Here is a 16481-nt window from a genome sequence, read left to right on the forward strand (position 1 = left end):
TTTTTCAGGAGGCTGGCGAATGACGCTTTTATTGGCTCGGTCGCTGGTCGCAGTGTTTGCGACCATCAGCTTGATTCATATGTATTGGGCCCTGGGTGGGCGGTGGGCGACCAAGGCTGTGGTGCCGCAGGTGCCGGTGAAGCAGGGAGAGGCGTTGCGGCCGGCATTCAACCCCTCGGGCTGGCTGACCTTGCTGGTGGCCCTGGCGCTGCTGATGGTTGCGCTGCTGGTGTGCCTGCGAGTGGGCCTGCTGGCGCAGCCGGTCACTCATCGGGCGTTGCAGTGGCTGATCAGCGCGATTGCCTTGCTGATGTTCGCCCGGGCCATTGGCGAGTCGGAGCTGGTGGGTTTCTTCAAGGAGGTCAAGGACTCGACCTTTGCCAGGCTCGACACCTGGGTCTACTCGCCGCTGTGCGTGGTGCTTGGGGCAGGGTTGCTGACGGTGGCCTGGGCCTGAGTCACGCCGTCACCCGGCCGAGGTGTAAGAGCTATGTAAGAGCTGTGTAGGAGCTGTCGAGTGCAACGAGGCTGCGATCTTTCCCCAGACACTTGAGTCTCAAGCGAAAGATCAAAAGATCAAAAGATCGCAGCCTTCGGCAGCTCCTACACAAACCCAGCGGGAGCAAGCTCCCTAGCCAAAAAAGCTGTACCGGCTCGAGATATCTGTCAGTCGTTTCGGCGACTGCTCACTTCCGCCGGCACATCATCCCCGGCCATGCGCTTGCGGAACAACGCCGCTCGGGCCAGCAGCAGGGTGGTCACCGGGACGGTGATCGATAGCAGGATCGGGATCAGCCAGGCGTGCAACACGGGCCCGGACTTGAGCGTTGAAAAATACATGATCGAAGCCAGCGCCACGCACCAGGCCCCTAGCGTAGAGGCCAGGGCCGGTGGGTGCATGCGTTGGAAATAATCCTTCAAGCGCACCAGACCGATCGCTCCGGCCAGGGCGAAGAGGCTGCTGAGCACCAGCAGGATCGCCACCGGGATTTCCACCCACATCGACAGTTCGCCGGTCATTCGATCACCTCGCCACGCAACAGGAATTTGGCCAGGGCAAACGAGCCGACAAAGCCGAACAGGGCGATCAGCAGCGCCGCCTCGAAATAGGTGTCACTGGCATATCGGATGCCCAGCACCAGCATCATCAGCATCGCCACGATGTACAGGTAGTCCAGGGCCAATACCCGATCCTGGGCCGAGGGGCCCTTGAACAGTCGCCACAGGGTCAGCACCATCGCCAGGGAAAACAGGAACAGGCTCAACAGGATCGCATTGGACAGCAACGGGCTCATTCGAAAATCTCCATCAACGGGCGCTCGTAGGTGGCCTTGAAGTGCGTGATGAATGACGCTTCGTCTGCCAGATCGAACACGTGCAGCAACAGGATGCTGCGATCCAGGGCCAGTTCCGACCAGACGGTCCCCGGGATCACCGTGGTGATCATCGACAGCGCGGCCAGGCCGTTGGCGTCGTGCAGGTCCAGCGGCACCTTGATGAAGCGCGAGCGAGGCGGGCGGCGCCCCGCGTTGAGCACCCCCCAGGCCACCGCCAGGTTGGACACCAGCACGTCACGGCCCACCAGCAGGAACAAGCGCAACACCACCCACGGCCGGCGGATACGGATGGGCCGTGGGCGCAACGGGCGCATCATCAACGGGGCGAGGAAGCCCAGAGCAGCACCGAGCAGCAGATGGCCGGCGCTGACGGACACGTTCAACACCAGCCACAGCAACCACAACGCCAGGGACAACCATGGGGCGGGAAACAGGCGCTTCATGGCTGCACCTCCTGCAACGCGGCGCGGGCTTCGGGGTTGGGCACGGCGCGGGTGGCGAGTACCGACATCACGTAATGTTCCGGGGTGTTCAGCGCATCGGCGGCCGACTGGGTATAGCGCAGCAACGGCTCGGCCTTGAAAGTCAGGGCGATGCCCAGGCCCAGCAGCAGGACGATCGGCAGGCATTCGAACGGCCGCAACAACGGTGACGGGCGTTCCTGAGGCGTCCAGAAGCGTTGGATGCCCAGGCGCGAGAAGGCGATCAACGAGGCCAGCCCCGAGAGGATCAGCAGTGCCAACAAGCCCCACGCCTGGTTCGACACCGGCGCCCCGGCACTGGCGCCGAATCCTTGGGGATTGAGCAAGGCGCTCAGCAGGCTCAGCTTGCCGATGAACCCCGAGAGCGGCGGCATGCCGATGATCAACAGCGCACAAAAGATAAAGCTCAAGCCGAGGAAGGCCATGGTCCAGGGAATCACTTGGCCGACCACGGCTTTCTGCTCGTCATCGAGGTTGATGCCCTTGGGCGGCTGCAAGGATTCCAGCGGTCGCGGCAACGTGTCGAAGTCGTCGTCCAGGGACAGTTCATTGGCTGAGCGCGAACGTTCGATCAGCTCGGCCAGCAAGAACAGCGCGCAGAGCGCCAGGGTCGAGCTCACCAGGTAGAACAGCGCCGCGCCCACCAGGTTCGGTTGGGCGAAGCCGATGGCCGACAACAGGATCCCCGCCGAAACCAGGATGCTCAGGCTCGCCATGCGCTCCAGGCGTTGGGCCGCCAGAATCGCGATGGCGGCGCAGACGATGGTCGCCATGCCGCCATAGACCAGCCAGTCGGCGCCGAAATACGCCGAGGCTCCCGCCTGGCCGGAGAACAGCAACGTCCACAAGCGCAGGAGGGTGTAGACGCCGACCTTGGTCATGATCGCAAACAGCGCCGCCACCGGTGCGCTGGCGGCGCTGTAGGCCGGCACCAGCCAGAAATTCAGCGGCCACATGCCGGCCTTGGCCAGGAACGCCACCGCGAGGATGCCTGCGCCAGCGTGCAACAAGCCACGGTCGGCCTCTGGCACCAGCGGGATCTTCAGGGCCAGGTCGGCCATGTTCAACGTGCCGGTGACGCCGTAGATCAGCGCCGCACCGATCAGGAACAACGACGAGGCCAACAGGTTGATGGAAATGTAATGCAGCCCCGACGACACCCGCGCCCGGCCCGAGCCGTGCAGCATCAAGCCGTAGGAAGCCGCCAGCAGCACTTCGAAGAACACGAACAGGTTGAACAGGTCCGCCGTAAGGAAGGCGCCGTAGAGGCCCATCAACTGGATTTGGAACAATGCATGGAAACTGGCACCGGCACCGTGCCAACGGGCCATGGCGAAGAGCAGGGCGCTGACGGCGATGATGCCGGTCAGCACCAGCATCAGCGCCGACAGGCGATCGACCACCAAGACGATGCCGAACGGTGCCTGCCAGTTGCCCGGCAGGTACACGCCAATGGACGCGGGCAGGGCCTGGTCCTGGGTCCAATGCAGCAACAGCACGGCGATGCCCAGGCCCAGCAGGCTGGACAACAGATTGATCCGGGCCTTGAGCGGGCGGTGCTTCTCGCCCAGCATCAGCATCACCGCGGCGGTCAGCAGCGGCAGCAGGATGGGCGCGGCGATCAGATGAGGCGTCAATATCATTCCTTGGGCTCCCGACCGTCCACGTGGTCGGTGCCGGTCAGTCCCCGGGATGCCAGCAGCACCACCAGGAACAGCGCGGTCATGGCGAAGCTGATCACGATGGCGGTCAGCACCAGTGCCTGGGGCAGCGGGTCGGTGTAGTGCAGCAAGTCCTGGGGCACGCCGTCCTTGATGATCGGCTCCTTGCCGATGAACAGGCTGCCCATGCTGAAGATGAACAGATTCACGCCGTAGGACAGCAGGCACAGGCCCATGACCACCTGGAAGGTCCGTGGCCGCAGCACCAGCCAGACACCGGAGGCGGCCAGTACGCCGATTGCGATTGCGATGACTTCTTCCATCAGGCGGTGGCTCCTTTGGCGGCGGCGACGGGTTTGGGTTGTAGGCCCGGTTTATGGGCCCGTACCGACTGGTGAGCCAGGGCGGTGAGGATCAACAGGGTGGAACCGACCACCACGGCGTACACGCCGATGTCGAAGAACAGCGCGCTGGCGACATGGATGTCGCCCAACAGCGGCAATTCGATATGCCAGGTGTGGGTGGTCAGGAACGGATAACCCACGGCCATGGCCCCCAGGCCTGTGGCGGTGGCGAACAACAGCCCGGTGCCCATCCAGCGCAGCGGTCGCAGGCTCATTTGCGCCTCGACCCACTGGGTGCCGGCGACCATGTATTGGAGGATGAACGCGACGGACATCACCAGCCCGGCCACGAAGCCGCCACCAGGTTGATTGTGGCCGCGCATGAACAGGTAGAACGACACCACCAGGGCGACTGGCAGCAGCAGGCGCACCAGCACCGACGGCACCATCATGAAACCCAGGGCGGTATCGCTGGCATGGCGCGGGTTGACCAGGTCGGTGACCACGTCCGGCGCCAGCAGCCGCTGTTGCGCCGGCAGCTGCATGCTTTCCTTTGGCGGACGGAAGCGTCGCAGCAGGGCGAACACCGCGAGGGCCACCGCCACCAGCACGGTGATTTCCCCGAGGGTGTCGAAGCCCCGGAAATCCACCAGCATCACGTTGACCACGTTGCTGCCGCCGCCTTCGGGCAAGGCCCGGCTCAAGTAGAACGACGAAATGTCGTTGGGCGTCTGGCGCGTGAGCATCGCATAGGACAACAGCGCCATGCCGCCGCCGACGGCGATGGACAGCAGCAAGTCCCGCAGGCGCCGGATGCGCGCCCGCCGCTCGCTGTTGGGCAGGGGCGAGACGTCCTCGATCCGCCGTGGCAGCCAGCGCAGGCCCAGCAGGATCAGCACCGTGGTGACCACCTCCACCACCAGTTGCGTCAAGGCCAGGTCGGGAGCGGAGAACCAGACGAAGGTCACGCAGGTCATCAAGCCGCAGACGCTGACCATGGTCAGGGCCGCGAGCCGGTGATACTTGGCCTGCCAGGCCGCGCCCAGGGCACAGGCGATCGCCAGCAGCCACAGGGTGACGAAGACGATGGAGCCGGGAATCTTCGGCCGGTCGCCCCAGACCAGCGTGCTGTTCAGCATCGGGATCAGCCCGGCCAATACTGCCGCCAGCACCAGGAAAAACAGTTGGGCTTGCAGGCGCCGGGTGCTGATCCTGCGCTCCAGCCGCCGGCCCTGACGCATCATCAGCACCAGGCAGCGTTCGAACAGGCGCTTGCCGCTGAGCCGGCCAATGAACGGCGGATGCTTGATGTGCCCTTGGCGCAATGGCTTGCGCAGCAACAGGTACAGGACGATGCCGCCGGACATCGCCACCAGGCTCATGATCATCGGCGCGTTCAGGCCGTGCCAGATCGCCAGGCTGTATTCAGGCAGCGTGCCGCCCACCACCGGCAACGCGGCAGCCGCGAGCAACGAGCCGACCACCTGGGCCGGAAAGATCCCCACCAACAGGCAGGTGAACACCAGCAACTCCACCGGTGCGCGCATCCAGCGCGGCGGTTCGTGGGGGGTATGGGGCAGGTCGATGGCGGTGGGGCCGAAAAACACGTCCACGGTGAAGCGCAGGGAGTAGGCGACGCTGAACGTCCCGGCGAGGGTGGCGATGATCGGCAGCGCCAGCTCGACCCAGGCCGTGGCCGAGATAAACACGGTCTCGGCGAAGAACATTTCCTTGGACAAGAAGCCATTGAGCAGCGGCACCCCGGCCATCGCCGCGCTGGCCACCATCGCCAGGGTCGCGGTGAACGGAATCAGCCGCACCAGGCCGCTGAGCTTGCGAATGTCCCGGGTGCCGCTTTCGTGGTCGATGATCCCGGCGGCCATGAACAGTGACGCCTTGAACGTGGCGTGGTTGAGGATATGGAACACCGCGGCCACGGCTGCCAACGGACTGTTCAAGCCCAGCAGCAGGGTGATCAGCCCGAGGTGGCTGATGGTGGAGTAGGCCAAAAGGCCCTTGAGGTCATTCTGGAACATCGCACAGTAGGCGCCCAGCAGCAGCGTACAGGCCCCCGCGCCGCTGACGATATAGAACCATTCTTCACTGCCCGACAGCGACGGCCATAACCGCGCCAACAGGAACACCCCGGCCTTGACCATGGTCGCCGAGTGCAGGTATGCCGACACCGGCGTGGGGGCGGCCATGGCGTGGGGGAGCCAGAAATGAAACGGAAACTGCGCGCTTTTGCTCAGGGCGCCGATCAGGATCAGCGGCAACAGGATGGGGTAGAGGGCATGGCCACGGATCAGGTCGCCGGCGGCCAGGACCTTGTCCAATTCATAGCTGCCCACCACATGGCCGAGCAGCATCACCCCGGCCAACAGGCAAAGCCCACCGGCACCGGTGACCATCAGGGCCATATAGGCGCCGCGCCGGGCGTCGGCGCGGTGGTGCCAGTAGCCGATCAGCAGGAATGAGAACAGGCTGGTCAGTTCCCAGAAAAACACCATCTGGATCAGGTTGCCGGAGATCACCAACCCGAGCATGGCCCCCATGAACGCCAGGAAAAAAGCAAAGAAACGCGGCACCGGATCGTTCGGCGACATGTAATAGCGGGCGTACAGCGACACCAGCGTGCCGATGCCCAGCACCAGCAATGAAAACAGCCAAGCGAAACCGTCCAGGCGCAGCACGAAATCCAGGCCCAGGCTGGGCAGCCACTCATAGTGCTCGCGGATCACGCCACCGTCGGCGACCTGCGGGTACAGCAAGGCCACCTGAACCGTGCCGGCCAGGGCGACGAGGCCGGCCAGCAGTGATTCGGCGTTACGGGCGTTATGCGGCAGCAGCGCCGCGACACAGCTGCCGATGAAGGGCAAAAGCAATAGAACTATCAGTGACATAGGCTTCTATTCGGCGGAAGGTTGTGAGGGATCATACGTGGCGTATTCCCGATCACCAACCGCGAGGGTGTCGCAGAATCCTACAGGGTAGGTGGAGTTTTCTGACTTTGCGTCGTTTGGGCAGGGGGCACCGCTCAGGAATCAGCACGCGTATTGGAGCCGCTGGGGCGAGGTCCTGCGCAATGTCGCGCTTTATCCCTGTGGCGAGGGAGCTTGCTCCCGCTGGGCTACGCAGTAGCCCCGAAACCATTCACCCGGGTGTGTCAGGTTGATTGCATTCGGCTTCCTTGGGGTCGCTGCGCAACCCAGCGGGAGCAAGCTCCCTCGCCACAGGTCCAATCACCATCGCAGGTAACCGGCGTTACTGCTCGCGCTCAAGCCCCTCATCCACCTCGACGCTACCTTTGCTCCGAGTCTTCAGCTCACTGACAATCACCGCCGCTACGATCAGCACCGCGCCGAACAAGGCAATCGCCGGCAGCCGCTCGCCCGCCAGGCGTCCGGCGATGCCGGCCCATACCGGTTCACCGGCATAGATCAGCGTGGCGCGGGTCGGCGAGACGCTTTTCTGCGCCCAGTTCATCGCCACCTGGATCGCGGCGCTGGCGGCCCCCAGGCCCACGGCGCTGGCCAGCAGCAGCATGGAGAAATCCGGGATCGCTTCCTGGGTCGGCACCACCATCAGGAACGCCAGCACCGCCGTGCTCGCCAGTTGCACCACGGTCACTCGGCGCACATCGACCTGGCCGGCGTAGGCGCTGATCAGGATGATTTCGGCGGCAATCGCGATGGCGCTGATCAGCGTGGCGATTTCACCGGGGCTGAAATTCAGCGAGGCCCCGGCCGGGCCAGACACCAGCATCAGCCCGGTGAACGCCAGCATGATGCCGATGCTCGGCATCAAGCCCGGTCGACGGCCCAGCACCAGCCATTGCAACAAGGGCACGAACGGCACGTAAAGTGCGGTGATGAACGCCGACTGGCTGCTGGGAATGGTTTGCAGGCCGACGGTCTGCAGGCCATAGCCGAGCATGATCGCCACGCCGATGAAGCACCCGGCCTTGAGTTCGAACAGTGTCAGGTCCCGCAGGTGCCGCCAGGAGAACAGCGCGACAAACGCGGCCGCGGCAGCGAAACGCAGGCCGACGAAAAACATCGGTCCGCTGACGGTCATGGCATGCTGCACCAACAGGAACGTTCCGCCCCAGATCATGGTGATCAGCACCAGCACGCACTCGGCCTTGCTGAACCTTGAGAAACGGGAGGACGCTTGCGGGGAGTTCGACGATGCCATGACCTTGCGCGCTACTTGAGGCGGACGCACAATGCGCCCGAAGTTGGGCAGTATAATGCGCAACCCTGTCATGTGAGCAATATAGTGCACAAAGAATCCGGTCAGCGGGCCTCCGTCCTGCAACACGTCAGCCAGAACGTCCGTCGCCTGCGGCATGCCGCCGAGCTCAGCCAGACGGCGCTGGCCGAGCTGTCGGGGGTCAGCCGGCGAATGCTGGTGGCCATCGAGGCCGGCGAAAAGAACGTCAGCCTGACGACCCTGGACCGGGTCGCCGAAGCCCTCGATGTCGCCTTCAGCGACTTGATCCAAGCCCCGGAAGCCCGCGACCCGAGCCGCATCAACGAACTGGTCTGGGCCGGTGTGATCCCGGGCAGCAAAGCGGTGTTGCTCGCCAAGGCCACCGCCAGCCGTGAGGTAGAACTCTGGGAATGGCGGCTGGAGCCGGGCGAGCATTACCATTCCGAGTGCGACGCAGAGGGATGGAGCGAACAACTTTATGTATTCGAAGGCTGCCTGACGTTGCTGCTGGGCAGCGAAGAGCGCCGCATAGGCGTCGGTGAGTTCTTCATGTTCGCCAGCAACCAGCCCCATGCCTATCGCAACGATGGCCCGGTGGCGGCGAGATTCGTACGCAACGTGGTGATTTAATTCCCTGGGAGAAGAGCGGTATGGACACAGCGCTGGAGCGACAGGGCAGCGGCCTCATCCGCGAAGCCGACATCCTCATCATCGGCGGCGGCCTGAGCGGTGCCATGCTGGCCGCGCAACTGCTGCGCCTGCCGGGCCGGCGTGAGGTGCTGATCGTCGAGCCGCGCAGCGAACTGGGCCGGGGCGAGGCCTACAGTGCCGTGGAGCTTGGCCACACCTTGAACGGCAACGCGGCGCGGATGAGCGTCGACCCGGACAATGCCGATGATTTGACCCAATGGCTCACCGCGTTCATCGAGGCTGGCGGCTGGCCCGAGTCGGATCAGCAGCACGTGCCGATCAGTGAGCTGTTCCCGCCCCGAGGGATGTTTGGCCTCTATGTGCAACAACGGCTGGCTGAGGCCCGCGAGTTGGGCGCACGGAACGGCTCAACCGCCGAGCACGTGCGCGGGGAGGCCGTGGACCTGCGGGTTGCTGAAGATGCCGTGATGGTGACGCTGGGCGACGGCCAAATTTTGCGTGGTCGCTTTGCAGTCCTGGCCACCGGCATGTTCCCGGCGGCCCGCACTCCGCAAACCGAATCCAGCGGCTTGAATGCTGCGGCGCTGGATCCTTGGGATGTGGCTGCGATGCGTCAGCTCGACCCGCAGTCCACGGTGCTGATCATCGGCTCGGGTCTGACCATGGTCGATGCCGTGGTGTCGCTGGAGCAAGCCGGGCATCGCGGCCCGATCGAAGTGTTTTCCCGCCACGGCCTGCTGCCCCATGTGCGCCGCCAGCCACCCGCCTGGGTGGATTTCCTTGCCGAAGATCACCGCCTGCGCTCGCCCCGCCAACTGATGCGGGCCCTGCGCGAGCAATGCCGCCAGGCCCAAGCCCAAGGCATCGATTGGCAAGCGCCGCTGGACACCGTCCGTGCGCACATCGGGCGCTTGTGGAACCAGGCCAGCGATGTGCAACGCCGGCAATTCGTGCGGCATGTGCGGCCGTGGTGGGAGAGTCATCACCATCGCTCACCGCCATTAAGCGCGGAGTTGGTGGCGCGCCTGCATGGGGAAGGGCGGTTGCGGATCCAGGCGGCTTCGTACAAGGGACTTGTATCGTCTGGCGCAGGGTCGGTGGCGATCAATATTCGTCGACGGGGCGCGGCAGGGCTGGAGGCGGTGGAGGGCGCTGCGTTGATCAACTCCAGTGGTATCGAATATGACTGGCGTCGTGTTGCGCGACCGTTGCCGCAACAGTTGCTGGCTCGAGGATTGATCCAACCGGGGCCGCTGGCTTTGGGCATCGCCGCGCGTGCTGATGGTGCGGTGCTGGATGCCCAAGGCGAACCGGCCAGCCGCCTGTTCGCCATGGGCCCGCCGCTGCGGGGGATGTGGTGGGAAAGCACGGCGGTGACTGATGTGGCGAGCCAGGCCAAGGCGTTGGCGGGGCGATTGGTTGAACTGCAAACCCTTCTCTAGGTTGAACACAGTCCCTCTGTGGCGAGGGAGCTTGCTCCCGCTGGGCTACGAAGTAGCCCCAAAACCATTCACCCTGGTGTGTCAGATTGATTGCATTCAGCCTCTCTGGGGTTGCTGCGCAACCCAGCGGGAGCAAGCTCCCTCGCCACAAGAACCGTTCACATGAGCGGTTTGCTCAGCAAGTTATTGCTCGCTGACCTTCACCCAACGTTCTTCCCGTGCCGCGATGCGAATCGCCGCCGCCAGCCGCTCCACTTCCCAAGCCTCGTCAAAGTCCGTCCCGCCGGCGCCTTCGCCGGCCAGCGCCATGATCAGTTCCTGCACTTCCAATGTCTTCAATTCGTTGTACCCCAACTGATGCCCGGCGGCGGGGCTGAACGCGGCATAGCCGGGTAGATCCGGGCCGGCCAGCAAACGCTGGAAGCCGGGCTGGCCGGCGCGGCACAGGCGAAGTTCATTCAACCGCTCCTGATCGAACGCCAGGGTGCCGAGGGTGCCACTGATCTCGAAACTCAGATGGTTCTTGTAGCCGTGCTTGAGCCAACTGCTGCTCACCGTGCCCCGGGCGCCATTGGCGAAACGCAGCAGCCCATGGACTTGATCATCCACGGCGATGGCCCGCTGTTCGGCATTGCCGGCGCTGGCAGGGCGTTGGTGGTGCACGGTCTGGCTGTCGGCACAGACGGCCTCGACCTCGCCCAACAAGTGCCGCGCCATGGCGAGCAAATGGCTGCCCAGGTCCGCCAGCGCGCCACCGGCATGGCTCGCTTCGCAGCGCCATGACCACGGTGAGGTCGGATCGGCCATGAAGTCTTCGCTGAATTCGCCCTGGAAACTGATGATCCGCCCCAGCTCGCCGCCCTGGATCATCTCCCGCGCCCGTTGGATGATCGGGTTGTGCTGGTAGTTGTAGCCGACCCGCGTCACCACCCCGACGGCCTTGGCGGCCTGGCGCATCTGTTCGGCCTGCTCCAGGGACACCGCCAGGGGCTTTTCGCAATACACCGATTTGCCCGCCGCCAGTGCGGCCATGGCCATCGGGAAGTGCAGGTGGTTGGGCGTGGTGATGGCGACCAGGTGAACCTTCGGGTCGTCGATCAGCCGTTGCCAGTCACTGTGGGCCGTCTCGAACCCCCAGCTCTGGGCGCATTGCCGGGCACGCTGCGGATCGGCGTCGGCCAGGGCCGCCAGTTTCAGGTTCAAGGGGAGATCGAACACCGCCTTGGCATTGTGGAACGCCAAGGCATGGGCACGGCCCATGAAGCCGGTGCCAATCAGACCGATGCCGAGTTCACGCATGAGAAAGAGCCCTTTTGAGTTTTTATTTTCAGAAGGGCTCTTTATGGAATAAATATTCGTTAATTGCAAATATTGGAATAAATATTCATTTTATTGCTGGCAAACATCCCTGTGGGAGCGAGCCTGCTCGCGAAGACGACAGTCCAGTCAACATCGAGGCCGACTGACCTGACGCCTTCGCGAGCAGGCTCGCTCCCACAAGGGACATATCCTCAGGACAGAAACCCACCATCCACATTCAACGCCACACCCGTGGTATAGCTCGACGCATCGCTGGCCAGGTACAACACCGCGCCGGCCATTTCGCTCGGGTCGGCCACGCGCTTGAGGGGGATCTGCGCCAAGGCGGTCTTCAGGATGGCGTCGTTCTTGACCAGTGCCGAGGCGAACTTGGTGTCGGTCAGGCCCGGCAGCAGGGCGTTGCAACGGATGCCGAACTGCGCGCATTCCTTGGCGAAGACCTTGGTCATGTTGATCACCGCGGCCTTGGTCACCGAGTAGATGCCCTGGAAGATCCCTGGCGAAATACCGTTGATCGACGCCACGTTGATGATGCTGCCGCCGCCGTTCTCGCGCATCAGCTTGCCGGCTTCCACGGACATGAAGAAATAGCCGCGGATGTTCACGTCCACGGTTTTTTGGAAAGCACCCAGGTCGGTGTCCAGGACGTTGCAGAATTGCGGGTTGGTGGCGGCGTTGTTCACCAGGATGTCCAGGCGCCCGAACTGTTCGCGGATGCCGGCGAACACCTGGCTGATCTGCTCCATTTCACCGATGTGGCAGGCGATGGCGGTGGCCTTGCCGCCGGCGGCGATGATCGCATCGGCCACGTGCTGGCAGCCGTCGAGCTTGCGGCTGGACACGATCACATGGGCGCCTTGCTGGGCCAGCAGTTTGGCGATGGCCTCGCCGATGCCGCGGCTGGCGCCGGAAACGAAGGCGATTTTACCGTCGAGGTCGAACAACTGGGTCTTGGACATGCTGTTTCCTTGTTATGGGGCGCTCAGAGCGTGGATTTAGCGATGACCTGCAGGCTCATCTGCTCCAGCAGTTTGTTCATCTGAACGAACTGCGCGAAGCGTTTGTCCTGGGTCTGGCCGTGGAAAAAACGGTAATAGATCTGCTGGACGATGCCGGCCAGGCGGAACAGGCCGTAGGTGTAGTAGAAGTCGAAGTTGTCGATGCGGATTCCTGCGCGCTCGGCGTAGTAATCGACGAACTCGCGGCGGGTCAACATGCCCGGCGCGTGGCTGGGCTGGCGGCGCAACAGTTGTACCGGCGCCGGGTCTTCGGCCTCGATCCAGTAGGCGAGGCTGTTGCCCAAATCCATCAACGGGTCGCCAAGGGTGGTCAGCTCCCAGTCCAGCACCCCGATGATCCGCATCGGATTTTCCGGGTCGAGGATCACGTTGTCGAAGCGGTAGTCGTTGTGGACGATGCTCGACGTCGGGTGGTCGGCGGGCATCTTGTCGTTGAGCCAGGCCTTGACCGTCTCCCATTTCGGCGCATCGGGGGTGAGGGCTTTTTCGTAGCGGTCGCTCCAGCCACGGATCTGCCGCGCCACGTAGCCTTCGGGCTTGCCCAAGTCGGCCAGGCCGCAAGCGTTGTAGTCGACGCGGTGCAGTTCGACGAGCCGGTCGATGAAGCTCTTGCACAGCGCTTCGGTGCGCTCGGCGTCAAAACCCAGCTCCGGCGGCAGCTCGGCGCGCAGGATGATGCCGTTGACCCGTTCCATCACATAGAACTCGGCGCCCAACACCGACTCGTCGGTGCAGTGCACATAGGCTTTAGGGCAGTACGGGAAAGCATCGCGCAATTGGTTGAGGATGCGGAACTCACGGCCCATGTCATGGGCGGACTTGGCCTTGTGGCCGAACGGCGGCCGGCGCAGGACGAATTCCTGTTCGGGGTACTCCAGCAGGTAGGTCAGGTTCGACGCGCCCCCGGGGAACTGGCTGATTTGCGGCAGGCCGGTCAGGCCGGGAATGTGGGCCTTGAGGTACGGGTCGATCAGGTTGGCATCGAGTTCTTCACCGTCGCGCACGCGGGTGGACTGATCAGTAAACGCCATGCTTATCCCTTCTGCTTATTTTGGAGGCCATCGATCATTGGCTAATCTAATGGCGCGGGGGAGGCGTCACAAGCACGCCAGGGTCTTATAGGTTAGCGTGTTGCCGGATAATCAGCGGGCTTGATGCATGGCGGCGTGCGCGTTGGATGGGGGCGAGCTAAGGTTTTGGGGTCTGTCGCTTTCAAAGGAGCAACCGCGATGGGATGCCCGCAAGTCTGTGGCACCGCGACCTTGCAATGCAGTTTCGGCGCAGCCCCGGCGGTGCTCAATGTGCTGCCGGTCAATCGCCTGCTGACCGGCGGGATGCCGGCGGCGAACATCATGGATCACATCCCGCTGGTGAACATCACCACTTTCGGCATGTGCATGAGCCTGGCGAACCCCACCGTGGCCGCCGCCACCGCAGCGGCCCTGGGCGTGCTGACGCCCATGCCCTGCATCCCGGCTACGGCGGCCCCATGGATCCCCGGCGGCGCCCCGACCCTGTTGCTGGGCAACATGCCGGCCATCGACGCCAACAGCACCTTGATGTGCAGCTGGGCCGGGGTGATCAAGATCGTCGTGCCGGGGCAGGTGCAGATGTTGATTCCCTGACAGGCGATCTTGCAGGCATTGCACTGACCCTGTGGGAGCGAGCCTGCTCGCGATAGCGGTGGATCAGTTTGCAGTGATGCTGACTGGGCCGCCGTCATCGCGAGCAGGCTCGCTCCCACAAGGGAATCTTTCACAAAGGGATTTGTGGCAGGCGCTTACCCTCGATTCACTGTCTGGGCGATTCGATCTCAAGTATTGGCATGGGTCAGTCCGGTCAAGGTGTCCGCAATGGCCTTTGTACGTTGCGCCGTGCCTTCGGTGGTCCGGCTCGAGTCTTCCAGGGCATCGAGCATCGCCCGCAAGGCGCTCACAGCGACGGACTGGTCTTCGATCTGCTGGGCGACCCCTTGGATCTCCGTCGAGAGCAGATCAATGTCCACACCGATTTCCGCCGCATTCTTGCGGGTGATCTCCGCCAGCTTGCGGACCTCATCGGCCACTACCGCAAACCCTCTGCCCATCTCACCGGCCCGCGCGGCTTCGATGGCGGCGTTAAGGGCCAACAGGTTGGTCTGACCGGCGATTTGCTGGATGACCTGGACAATCGACTGAATGCGCAAACTCGAACTGGCGAGCGCACGGGCGCCGACCACCGCTTCACCCGCTTGCGTGGCCAACTGCTCGACGGTCGTGCCGGCCTGCTCGGCGACACTGTGTTGCCGGTCGATCGTGCCTGTCAGGTCATCCATCGACAGGTGCAGCTCGCCGGAGTAATGCTTGATCTGCGTCGCCATCTGCGCCTGCTGCTGGCTGGCCTGCGCCAATACCTGGCCCAGGTCCGTCAGGCCGTCGAACACCGGCAGGATCGTCGGGTCCAGGCCGCGGGTGTCCAAGGCACTGCTGAAATCATTCAGCTTGAACGCATTGATCTGCTTGACCACCACATGGTTCAGCCCCGCCAATTTCTTGATCTGGCGGCGCAGGAAAAACGCCTTGAACTCGCCATAGTGGGCGATGAAGTTGTCGACGTACTCATCGACAAAACCGGCGCCCTTGGTGACCCTGAAGAAGAAAATCGCCGTAAGCGTCTGGTTCAGATTGAGACCGAGAATTTCCCCGAACGTCGAGAAACCAGCCAACGGCACATCCCCGAAAATACCGGTCATGCTGCCCAGGTCGCTGCTGTTGTTGAGTCGCCGCAGGATGCAGTCGTTGAGAATAGCCGCCACCGGCCGACCCCCTTTGCCCTTGAGGAATTTCTCGTAGTCGAGCCGGGTCGCCTCGCGCAGGGGCGTGCGCTTGACCATCACCAACTCTTCGCCAGGCGCCACGTCGCAAAAAAGCTGGATGATCTGCTGTTGAAGGTCGATGCGGGCAATGGAACGCACGAACAATTCTTCGCCCACGCGAATGGCAAATGAATAATCGGCCAGCTTCTTCTCCAACGCCTGGGCACTGCATTCGAATGCATCGCACAGCGCCTGGACCATGCTCTTGATATTGCCCCGGCTGTCGATGACCTGATCGATGGTGCGGTCTTCGACCGACGCGGTCAGCACGCTGAACGTCAGTCCCGCCGGCTGGAAGTTCTGGCTCTTGAACACCCCGAAGCGCACATCCGCCGCGGTTTTCAGGAAGACAATCTGCACATGGTTCTGATAACTGCGCTGCCCATCACTGATCAGGGTCTTCTTGAAATCAGCCTTGCCCCCGGCCGAACCACCGACGAACAGGCAGGGGAAGCGTCCAGACTCATACAGCGCTTCCATAAAGAACGACTCGGAGGCCGAAAGACCATCGAACACCACATAGGCCAAGGTATCGCGATGATCAATGGGCGTGCGCACCTGCGCCTGCTTGATGTTATTCACCAACCGCGTGATTCGCTCACGCATGGCCAAGCGCTTGCCGCCACCGCGAATGTCCTCGCACTCCAGCGGCACCATCACCACCTCGGCCGACGCAATCACACTGGCGTCAAACAACTGCAGCACCACCCGATCCCAGGTCTCGCCGGTCTGGCAATACAGCGTGTTCGCAGCGTTGCACAGTTCACCCGAGGTCGTGCACAGGCTGATGGCGCTGTGGGCGAAGCGCTTCTTGACCTTGGCGGCGACCTGGTCGATGTCCAGGTGAGGGGAGATGAAACCGGTGATCAGGACTGGGGTGATACGTAGGTTGGCCAGCGTTTGGTCAAGTTCACCCGAAGCGCAGGCCACGCTGACCGTCCCTTGAGTGCGGGTTCGGGCTTTGTTGAAGAGGTTCGGTAGGTTCATGGCTGGACTCGGTTGAGCGCGACGTGATGGGTACGAGGGATGCGTGGGGAGTGCTTTCGCTGTAGCGGTCACGGCTGGGGGAAAGGCTTGTGTGGGCGTGAGCTTGTGCTATTTGCGGGGATAGTCCATAGGGGCTTTTGGTTGGGGTTTGCTGCGTCTGTTGGTTAGC

The 16481-nt window shown here is 63.3% G+C and carries 15 protein-coding genes; 4 read left to right on the forward strand and 11 right to left on the reverse strand.

Annotation, left to right across the window (positions count from 1 at the left end; translation table 11 throughout):
* Positions 1-19 precede the first annotated feature (19 nt).
* On the forward strand, positions 20-457 hold the full coding sequence (locus tag J3361_RS02125; protein ID WP_207962012.1) for a DUF3995 domain-containing protein: 438 nt from the start codon (positions 20-22) through the stop codon (positions 455-457).
* A 209-nt stretch (positions 458-666) separates the two neighbouring features.
* Here J3361_RS02125 and J3361_RS02130 read toward each other — a convergent pair whose 3' ends face one another.
* The 7 genes from J3361_RS02130 to J3361_RS02160 form a co-directional block, all read right to left on the reverse strand.
* Entirely contained in the window at positions 667-1020 is a 354-nt protein-coding gene (locus tag J3361_RS02130; RefSeq protein ID WP_207962014.1) for a Na+/H+ antiporter subunit G, read from the reverse strand.
* On the reverse strand, positions 1017-1295 hold the full coding sequence (locus tag J3361_RS02135; RefSeq protein WP_003202841.1) for a K+/H+ antiporter subunit F: 279 nt from the start codon (positions 1293-1295) through the stop codon (positions 1017-1019). Before J3361_RS02135 ends, J3361_RS02130 begins: the two co-directional genes overlap by 4 nt.
* The gene (locus J3361_RS02140) at positions 1292-1780 is read right to left on the reverse strand and encodes a Na+/H+ antiporter subunit E (RefSeq protein WP_207962016.1); all 489 of its coding nucleotides are present in this window, start codon (positions 1778-1780) and stop codon (positions 1292-1294) included. The genes J3361_RS02135 and J3361_RS02140 overlap by 4 nt, the downstream gene beginning before the upstream one ends.
* A complete protein-coding gene (locus J3361_RS02145) occupies positions 1777-3462 on the reverse strand; it encodes a monovalent cation/H+ antiporter subunit D (protein WP_207962018.1) in 1686 nt (561 codons plus the stop codon). The genes J3361_RS02140 and J3361_RS02145 overlap by 4 nt, the downstream gene beginning before the upstream one ends.
* The gene (locus J3361_RS02150) at positions 3459-3803 is read right to left on the reverse strand and encodes a Na+/H+ antiporter subunit C (protein WP_003202835.1); all 345 of its coding nucleotides are present in this window, start codon (positions 3801-3803) and stop codon (positions 3459-3461) included. Before J3361_RS02150 ends, J3361_RS02145 begins: the two co-directional genes overlap by 4 nt.
* Positions 3803-6727, reverse strand: coding sequence for a monovalent cation/H+ antiporter subunit A (locus J3361_RS02155; protein ID WP_207962020.1), 2925 nt, complete (start codon positions 6725-6727; stop codon positions 3803-3805). The genes J3361_RS02150 and J3361_RS02155 overlap by 1 nt, the downstream gene beginning before the upstream one ends.
* A 361-nt stretch (positions 6728-7088) precedes the next feature.
* Positions 7089-8093, reverse strand: coding sequence for a DMT family transporter (locus J3361_RS02160; protein WP_207962383.1), 1005 nt, complete (start codon positions 8091-8093; stop codon positions 7089-7091).
* A gap of 12 nt (positions 8094-8105) precedes the next feature.
* On the opposite strand from J3361_RS02160, the gene J3361_RS02165 reads away from it, so the two are divergent.
* Together J3361_RS02165 and J3361_RS02170 are read left to right on the forward strand one after the other, a co-directional pair.
* A complete protein-coding gene (locus J3361_RS02165; protein ID WP_207962023.1) occupies positions 8106-8669 on the forward strand; it encodes an XRE family transcriptional regulator in 564 nt (187 codons plus the stop codon).
* A gap of 20 nt (positions 8670-8689) precedes the next feature.
* The gene (locus J3361_RS02170; protein WP_207962025.1) at positions 8690-10132 is read left to right on the forward strand and encodes an FAD/NAD(P)-binding protein; all 1443 of its coding nucleotides are present in this window, start codon (positions 8690-8692) and stop codon (positions 10130-10132) included.
* 183 nt (positions 10133-10315) lie between these two features.
* Here J3361_RS02170 and J3361_RS02175 read toward each other — a convergent pair whose 3' ends face one another.
* The 3 genes from J3361_RS02175 to J3361_RS02185 all read right to left on the reverse strand — a co-directional run bounded on the left by J3361_RS02175 (position 10316) and on the right by J3361_RS02185 (position 13502).
* Entirely contained in the window at positions 10316-11431 is a 1116-nt protein-coding gene (locus J3361_RS02175) for a Gfo/Idh/MocA family oxidoreductase (RefSeq protein ID WP_207962027.1), read from the reverse strand.
* Positions 11432-11643: 212 nt separating this feature from the next.
* Entirely contained in the window at positions 11644-12411 is a 768-nt protein-coding gene (locus J3361_RS02180; RefSeq protein WP_003180553.1) for an SDR family oxidoreductase, read from the reverse strand.
* Between the two features lie 23 nt (positions 12412-12434).
* The gene (locus tag J3361_RS02185) at positions 12435-13502 is read right to left on the reverse strand and encodes a phosphotransferase family protein (protein ID WP_207962029.1); all 1068 of its coding nucleotides are present in this window, start codon (positions 13500-13502) and stop codon (positions 12435-12437) included.
* A 198-nt stretch (positions 13503-13700) separates the two neighbouring features.
* Between J3361_RS02185 and J3361_RS02190 the strand changes: the two genes are divergently transcribed.
* On the forward strand, positions 13701-14096 hold the full coding sequence (locus J3361_RS02190) for a DUF4280 domain-containing protein (RefSeq protein WP_053122765.1): 396 nt from the start codon (positions 13701-13703) through the stop codon (positions 14094-14096).
* A 188-nt stretch (positions 14097-14284) separates the two neighbouring features.
* Here J3361_RS02190 and J3361_RS02195 read toward each other — a convergent pair whose 3' ends face one another.
* A complete protein-coding gene (locus J3361_RS02195) occupies positions 14285-16312 on the reverse strand; it encodes a methyl-accepting chemotaxis protein (RefSeq protein ID WP_207962031.1) in 2028 nt (675 codons plus the stop codon).
* Positions 16313-16481: the final 169 nt, after the last annotated feature.

Source organism: Pseudomonas sp. OA65 (assembly GCF_017498305.1).
In the GTDB taxonomy this organism is placed as follows: domain Bacteria; phylum Pseudomonadota; class Gammaproteobacteria; order Pseudomonadales; family Pseudomonadaceae; genus Aquipseudomonas; species Aquipseudomonas zanjanensis.

Coding starts and splice junctions, on each gene's coding strand:
- J3361_RS02185 (WP_207962029.1), bottom strand. CDS start 13,502: ATGGCGTTTACTGATCAGTCCACCCGCGTGCGCGACGGTGAAGAACTC.
- J3361_RS02130 (WP_207962014.1), bottom strand. CDS start 1,020: ATGACCGGCGAACTGTCGATGTGGGTGGAAATCCCGGTGGCGATCCTG.
- J3361_RS02190 (WP_053122765.1), top strand. CDS start 13,701: ATGGGATGCCCGCAAGTCTGTGGCACCGCGACCTTGCAATGCAGTTTC.
- J3361_RS02155 (WP_207962020.1), bottom strand. CDS start 6,727: ATGTCACTGATAGTTCTATTGCTTTTGCCCTTCATCGGCAGCTGTGTC.
- J3361_RS02150 (WP_003202835.1), bottom strand. CDS start 3,803: ATGGAAGAAGTCATCGCAATCGCAATCGGCGTACTGGCCGCCTCCGGT.
- J3361_RS02135 (WP_003202841.1), bottom strand. CDS start 1,295: ATGAGCCCGTTGCTGTCCAATGCGATCCTGTTGAGCCTGTTCCTGTTT.
- J3361_RS02145 (WP_207962018.1), bottom strand. CDS start 3,462: ATGATATTGACGCCTCATCTGATCGCCGCGCCCATCCTGCTGCCGCTG.
- J3361_RS02125 (WP_207962012.1), top strand. CDS start 20: ATGACGCTTTTATTGGCTCGGTCGCTGGTCGCAGTGTTTGCGACCATC.
- J3361_RS02170 (WP_207962025.1), top strand. CDS start 8,690: ATGGACACAGCGCTGGAGCGACAGGGCAGCGGCCTCATCCGCGAAGCC.
- J3361_RS02180 (WP_003180553.1), bottom strand. CDS start 12,411: ATGTCCAAGACCCAGTTGTTCGACCTCGACGGTAAAATCGCCTTCGTT.
- J3361_RS02140 (WP_207962016.1), bottom strand. CDS start 1,780: ATGAAGCGCCTGTTTCCCGCCCCATGGTTGTCCCTGGCGTTGTGGTTG.
- J3361_RS02195 (WP_207962031.1), bottom strand. CDS start 16,312: ATGAACCTACCGAACCTCTTCAACAAAGCCCGAACCCGCACTCAAGGG.
- J3361_RS02160 (WP_207962383.1), bottom strand. CDS start 8,093: ATGACAGGGTTGCGCATTATACTGCCCAACTTCGGGCGCATTGTGCGT.
- J3361_RS02175 (WP_207962027.1), bottom strand. CDS start 11,431: ATGCGTGAACTCGGCATCGGTCTGATTGGCACCGGCTTCATGGGCCGT.